The organism is Muriicola sp. Z0-33, assembly GCF_026126425.1.
GTDB lineage: Bacteria > Bacteroidota > Bacteroidia > Flavobacteriales > Flavobacteriaceae > JAFMPW01.
In genome coordinates this window covers 1-643 of record NZ_JAFMPW010000042.1, presented here as the reverse complement: position 1 = coordinate 643, position 643 = coordinate 1, and the positions used below count along the sequence as shown (strand labels likewise).

2 protein-coding genes are annotated in these 643 nt (G+C 37.3%); both read left to right on the top strand.

The window, feature by feature from the left end:
• The first annotated feature begins 88 nt into the window (after positions 1 to 88).
• The gene (locus J1G40_RS18280) at positions 89 to 436 is read left to right on the top strand and encodes a transposase (protein WP_414855675.1); all 348 of its coding nucleotides are present in this window, start codon (positions 89 to 91) and stop codon (positions 434 to 436) included.
• A gap of 14 nt (positions 437 to 450) precedes the next feature.
• On the top strand, positions 451 to 643 hold a 193-nt coding region (locus J1G40_RS18365), incomplete at its 3' end, for a helix-turn-helix domain-containing protein (RefSeq protein ID WP_414855674.1).

The window sequence follows — 643 nt, the reverse complement described above, 5'->3', positions numbered from 1 at the left end:
TGTATAGTGTCAGCAAAAAGTGAACTTTTAAAGGGTTAAATCTAAGATATAGATTTAATATTTTTAATAACCTTTAAAAGCAAGACAAATGCCTAAAAAGAAGAATGCCAGCTCACTGATCAGTGAGCTAAAGCGAAAAACAAGAAGGACCTACTCTTCAGAGGAAAAAATCAGAATTATCATTGATGGAATGCGTGGTGAAACTACCATTGCAGAGCTATGCCGTAAAGAAGGGCTTTCTCAAGCCTTGTATTACAAATGGAGCAAAGATTTCATGGAAGCCGGTAGGAGAAGGTTGAATGGTGATACCATGCGTGAGGCAAACACCTCTGAGGTAAAAGAGCTGAAAGATGAAAACCGTTCCCTAAAGGAACTGGTTGCAGAACTTTCGTTAAAGAATCGAGACTTGAAAAAAAACTTAAATGGGGAAGATTAAAACGAAAGAGATACATGCATTACAGTCAAAGAGAAAAATACGAGATCATTCGTCTGGTAGAACAATCTGACTTAGGCGTCATCAGAACTTTGAAACAGCTCAAAGTGAACAAGACCACATTTTACAATTGGTACAAGGCTTATTTTGAAAATGGGTATGATGGCCTTAAAAGGAAACAATCAGGACGAAAATACAGTTGGAACAGGA

Bases quoted from the DNA above. Each gene is read 5' to 3' on its own strand.
- J1G40_RS18280 (WP_414855675.1), top strand. From the start codon at position 89: ATGCCTAAAAAGAAGAATGCCAGCTCACTGATCAGTGAGCTAAAGCGA.